3 protein-coding genes are annotated in these 4,272 nt (G+C 61.2%); all 3 read left to right on the forward strand.

Annotated features, from left to right (window positions below):
• The first annotated feature begins 20 nt into the window (after window positions 1-20).
• Window positions 21-1,367 carry a glutamate--cysteine ligase gene (locus tag T281_RS16360; protein ID WP_037242001.1) on the forward strand — a complete coding sequence of 449 codons (1,347 nt, stop codon included), beginning with the start codon at window positions 21-23 and terminating at the stop codon, window positions 1,365-1,367.
• 339 nt (window positions 1,368-1,706) lie between these two features.
• A complete protein-coding gene (locus tag T281_RS18025) occupies window positions 1,707-2,576 on the forward strand; it encodes an outer membrane protein (RefSeq protein WP_081796870.1) in 870 nt (289 codons plus the stop codon).
• A gap of 192 nt (window positions 2,577-2,768) precedes the next feature.
• A partial coding sequence (locus T281_RS16370) for a bifunctional aminoglycoside phosphotransferase/ATP-binding protein (RefSeq protein WP_155955318.1) occupies window positions 2,769-4,272 on the forward strand: 1,504 nt, incomplete at its 3' end.

Genomic DNA, 4,272 nt, shown 5'->3' on the forward strand with positions numbered 1-4,272 from the left:
ACAACGATAAAGCGCCTTCGATCGAAAGCCGCGATGAACTTGTGGCGGAAATCGCCAAGGGCGAGAAGCCGAAGGCCGACTGGCGCATCGGCTCGGAGCACGAAAAGGTTCCCTTCTACCGCGACACGTTGCGGCCGGTGCCCTACGAAGGCGATGCTGGGATTTCGGCGCTTCTTCAGGGCCTCGCGGCACGCTTCGGCTGGCAGCCGGTGTACGATCTCGAAAAAGTGATCGCGCTCGAAGCGCCCGCCAATTGTTCCGGCGGCTCCATCACGCTTGAACCGGGCGGACAGTTCGAGCTTTCCGGTGCGCCCTTGAGAACGCTGTTCGAAACCTGCGAGGAAGTCGGTCGGCATCTCGATCAGGTGCAGGAAATCGCCGATCCGCTCGGAATTTCCTTTCTCGCGCTCGGCTTTTCGCCGCTTTGGACCATAGCCGAAACGCCGCGCATGCCGAAAAGCCGGTACAAGATCATGACCGACTACATGCCGAAGGTCGGTCGTTACGGCCTCGACATGATGTACCGCACCGCCACCGTGCAGGTGAACCTCGACTTCGCAAGCGAAGCGGACATGGTCAAGAAGATGCGCGTCTCGCTCGCGCTTCAGCCCATCGCGACGGCGCTTTTCGCCAATTCCCCGTTCACCGAAGGCAAGCCCAACGGGTATCTGAGCTTCCGCAGCGCCGTCTGGCTCGATACGGACAACGCGCGCGCCGGGATGCTGCCCTTCGCGTTCGAGGACGGCATGGGCTACGAGCGCTACGTCGATTACGCGCTCGACGTGCCGATGTACTTCGTGCGGCGCGATCACAAATATGTCGACGCGACGGGCCAATCGTTCCGCGCCTTCCTCGAAGGAAAGCTGCCGCAATTGCCGGGCGAAAAGCCCACCATCGAAGACTGGGCCGACCACCTCACCACGATCTTCCCCGAGGTTCGCCTCAAGCGCTTCCTTGAGATGCGCGGCGCCGACAGCGGCCCTTGGCACGCGACGCTCTGCGTTCTTCCCGCGCTCTGGGTCGGACTCCTCTACGATCAGTCCGCGCTCGATGCGGCGTGGGATCTCGTGAAGGACTGGACGGACGAAGAGCGTCAGCAACTCCGCGACGACGTTCCACGCCTCGGCCTTGCCACGCCGTTTCGCCGCGGCACGGTGCGCGATCTGGCCAGCGCCACGGTCGCAATCGCCGAAGCGGGCCTTGCCTCGCGCGCTCGCGAGCACGGGTTCAAAGACGAAAGCTCCTTCCTGAAGCCGCTTCACGACATTCTGGAGAGCGGACTCACACAGGCGGACGTGCTGCTCCGGCGCTATCATCTCGAATGGGGTGGCGACGTGCGCCCGGTCTTTACCGAAAACGCCTACTGAAAACGACACGTTTCCTTCAATAATTGTGAGCTGGCGACTCGAAAGTCGAGGGACGATTCGTCCTTCGACTTGCCGCAGCGCCCCAAATCTGGCACCTATACAACCTATCGCAAGTATTGGTGGTGCGAAAACTGTTGCAGTTTTTCAACAGGTTTTTGCCACACATGCCGATAAACCATTGAAATAATTGAATTTTGAAGGATGCCCCATCTCGGCGGCTCTGAAAAAGTGTGCCTGTAATATCAGACAACCTTGAGTTTAGAAAAAGGTCGTGCGATCACAATCCTCAGTTGAGTTCATCATATATGACGTTACAACTCGCGGGGAAAGAGGAGAGACATGACTCTCACGAAATTCGCTCTGGCCAGCACTGTGGCCCTCGGCACGCTTGCAATCGCTGCCCAGGCTAACGCTGCTGACATCTACACTCCGACCAGCATGAAGGACGCTCCGATCATCGTCGTTCCTCCGACATGGACTGGCTTCTACTTCGGTGGTCATCTCGGCGCGGCCTGGACGCAGCTTGAGACGCGCAAGAACGAGTACTGGGACGGCTACGACGACAGCGATCTCAGCTTTGCCACCTTCGGCGGCAAGAACCTGAACGACCAGAGCGCCTTCGGCGGCGGCCAGTTCGGCTATAACTGGCAGACCGGCGGTAACTTCGTTCTCGGTATCGAAGTCGACATCGGCGGTCTCGGCAGCGACAACGAGCGCACGTTCCTTGCGACGACCTACAACGACGTCACTTTTTCTAGCGCCTACAGCACCGCCGTAGTCAACGTGAAGTCGGAAGGCGGCTTCTACGGCGACGTGACGGGACGTCTGGGTTACGCTTGGGGCAACACGTTGCTCTATGCCAAGGGCGGCTTTGCCTGGATTCAGCCGGAGCTTAAGGTCAGGACGGTTGTTTCTATCGATGATGATCCTAATGGTACTTATACCTCCAGCCACACCTACGATGACACGCTCACCGGCTGGACGATCGGCGGCGGTCTCGAATTCCTGCTGAATCCGAACTGGTCGGTCAAGGTCGAGTACCTGCACTACGACTTCGAACTCGACAACAACAACAACCGTCGTTGGAACGACTGGGACGTCGACTACAACAACTGGCGTCTGTTCAAGGACAGCTTCACCGTCGACACCGTCAAGCTCGGCGTCAACTACAAGCTCTCGCAGGCGCCGGTCTACGCGCCGCTCAAGTAGGCTGGTACCCTTACCGCCGAAACGAAGGCCCCCACCAAGGGGGCCTTTCTTTTTGCCTGAGAGGAATGCCCGCCGCAACTTCGCCGCCGCCGCGGAGCGGAAAACGCCGCGCATCCGGCGAGCAATTCCCGTTGCGCGAGGGCGTGAACGCGAAGATGATGGCCGGAGTCATTGAAAGGGAGCCGATCCTCCTTGTCGAACTCCATGCAGCACCACGGCAACGCGGAAAGCGCCGGTCAGGCAGCCGTCATCGCCTTTCTTTGCGAGCCTGAAACCTACGGCGTTTCCGAGGTTGAGCGGGTTGAAACCCATGGAGCCATCGTTTTTCTTGCCGGGGATCGCGCCTACAAGCTCAAGCGCGCGGTGAAGCTCCCCTATCTCGACTTCTCGACGCTCGAAAAGCGCCACGCCATCATCTCGCGCGAGTTCGGCATCAACTCCCATGCGTCGCCCGAGCTTTACCTGTCGATCCAGCCCGTGACGCGGCGCGAGAATGGCGCGCTGGCGCTTGGCGGTCCCGGTGAAACGGTCGACTGGGTGCTGGTCATGCGCCGTTTCGATCAGACTCTCCTGCTCGATGCGCTGGCCCGCGATGGCCGCTTCGACCGCGCGATTGCCGTCGATCTCGCCAACACCGTCGAGCATTTCCACCGCCACGCCTCCGTTGTGACGAACTCGGGCTTCGCACGGTCGCTGCGCGGCGTCGCCGATACGCTGGAGGCGACACTTTGCGGCCCGGGGGCGCAATCGCACGGGTTGGGAGTTTGCCCCTACATCGCGAAGCTGCGGCGCGAACTCGACGAAAATTTCGCATTTCTTGAAGCGCGGCAGCGCGAGGGGTTCGTGCGGCGTTGCCACGGCGACCTGCATCTCAAGAACATCGTGCTCTGGGACGGAAAGCCGACGTTGTTCGACGCGCTCGAATTCGACGATCGGCTTTCGACCATCGACGTGCTCTACGATCTGGCCTTTCTGCTGATGGACCTGTGGCAACGCGGGCTGAAACTCCAGGCGAATATTATCCTCAACCATTACCTCGAAATGGCGGCGATCAGCGAGGTGAAGGGGCTCGCGCTGCTTCCGTTGTTCCTGTCATTCCGCTCGGCCATCCGCGCGATGACGGGAATTCACGCGCTGGCGGTTTGCGCCCCGAGCGATCACGACCGGCTTTTTCGTGAGGTGCGCGAATACGCCGCCTTCGCAGCCGCCGTTATCTCGCCGGGCCAGCCGAGACTTGTCGCAATCGGCGGCCTGTCGGGCACGGGAAAGACGACGGTCGCGCGCGAGGCGGCGCCCTTCATCGGCGCGGCTCCCGGTGCGCTTCATATCCGCACGGACGTCGAACGCAAGAGCATGCATGGCGTTCAACTCACGCATCGCCTGCCGCGCGCAACCTACACGCCGGAAAGCCGCGATGAAGTCTATCGCCGCGTCATCAAGAAGGCGGAAGTTGCGCTCGACAGCGGGCATTCGGTCATCCTCGACGCGGTGTTCCCGGAAGCGATCCAGCGCAGTCGGCTTCATGAAGTCGCGCAGCGGGCGGGCGCCGGGTTCCTCGGCGTATGGCTTGACGCCGGACCCGACATCCTGCGCGAGCGCGTCATCGCACGCGAGGGCGACGCTTCCGACGCGGACACCGCGGTGGTGGAATATCAGTTGCGGACGATCGAGCCGCCAGCCGATTGGCTTCGCGTCG

It is taken from the genome of Rhodomicrobium udaipurense JA643 (assembly GCF_000636015.1).
Taxonomy (GTDB): domain Bacteria; phylum Pseudomonadota; class Alphaproteobacteria; order Rhizobiales; family Rhodomicrobiaceae; genus Rhodomicrobium; species Rhodomicrobium udaipurense.